The organism is Halorubrum sp. SS7, from assembly GCF_005435055.1.
Classification (GTDB): Archaea; Halobacteriota; Halobacteria; order Halobacteriales; family Haloferacaceae; genus Halorubrum; species Halorubrum salinarum.
The window spans coordinates 1-416 of the sequence record NZ_SGXV01000182.1 but is presented as its reverse complement, the minus strand read 5'-3'; the positions used below and the strand labels follow the sequence as shown (position 1 = coordinate 416).

Annotated in this window: 1 protein-coding gene; it reads left to right on the top strand. The window is 64.2% G+C overall.

Annotated features, from left to right (window positions below; translation table 11 throughout):
• On the top strand, nucleotides 1-416 hold a 416-nt coding region (locus EXE44_RS17490), incomplete at both ends, for a TrkA family potassium uptake protein (RefSeq protein WP_241991882.1).

The window sequence follows — 416 nt, the reverse complement described above, 5'->3', positions numbered from 1 at the left end:
CGTGATCAACGACGACGCGACCTCGAAGGAGACCCTCCAAGACGCCGGTGCCGACCGTGCCGACGCCCTCATCTCGACGACCGATCAGGACGCGACGAACATCATGGTCTGTCTCCTCGCTCAGGAGCTTTCGGTCCCGAACATCGTTTCCGTCGTCCACAACCCAGAGCACATGAACGTGTTCGAGCAGATCGGCGTCAACACGATGCAGAACCCGCAGAGCCTGATCGCGGAGTACCTCTATCGAGCCGTGAGCCGGCCGTCGGTCGTCGACTTCATGCACATCGGCGAGGAGGCCGAGGTGTTCGAGATCAGCGTCGGTCCGGACGCGCCGATCGCCGGCAAGACGCTTCGGGAGGCGGACGAGGCGGACCTCATCGGGGGACAGACGCTGATCGTCGCGATCGAGCGGGACG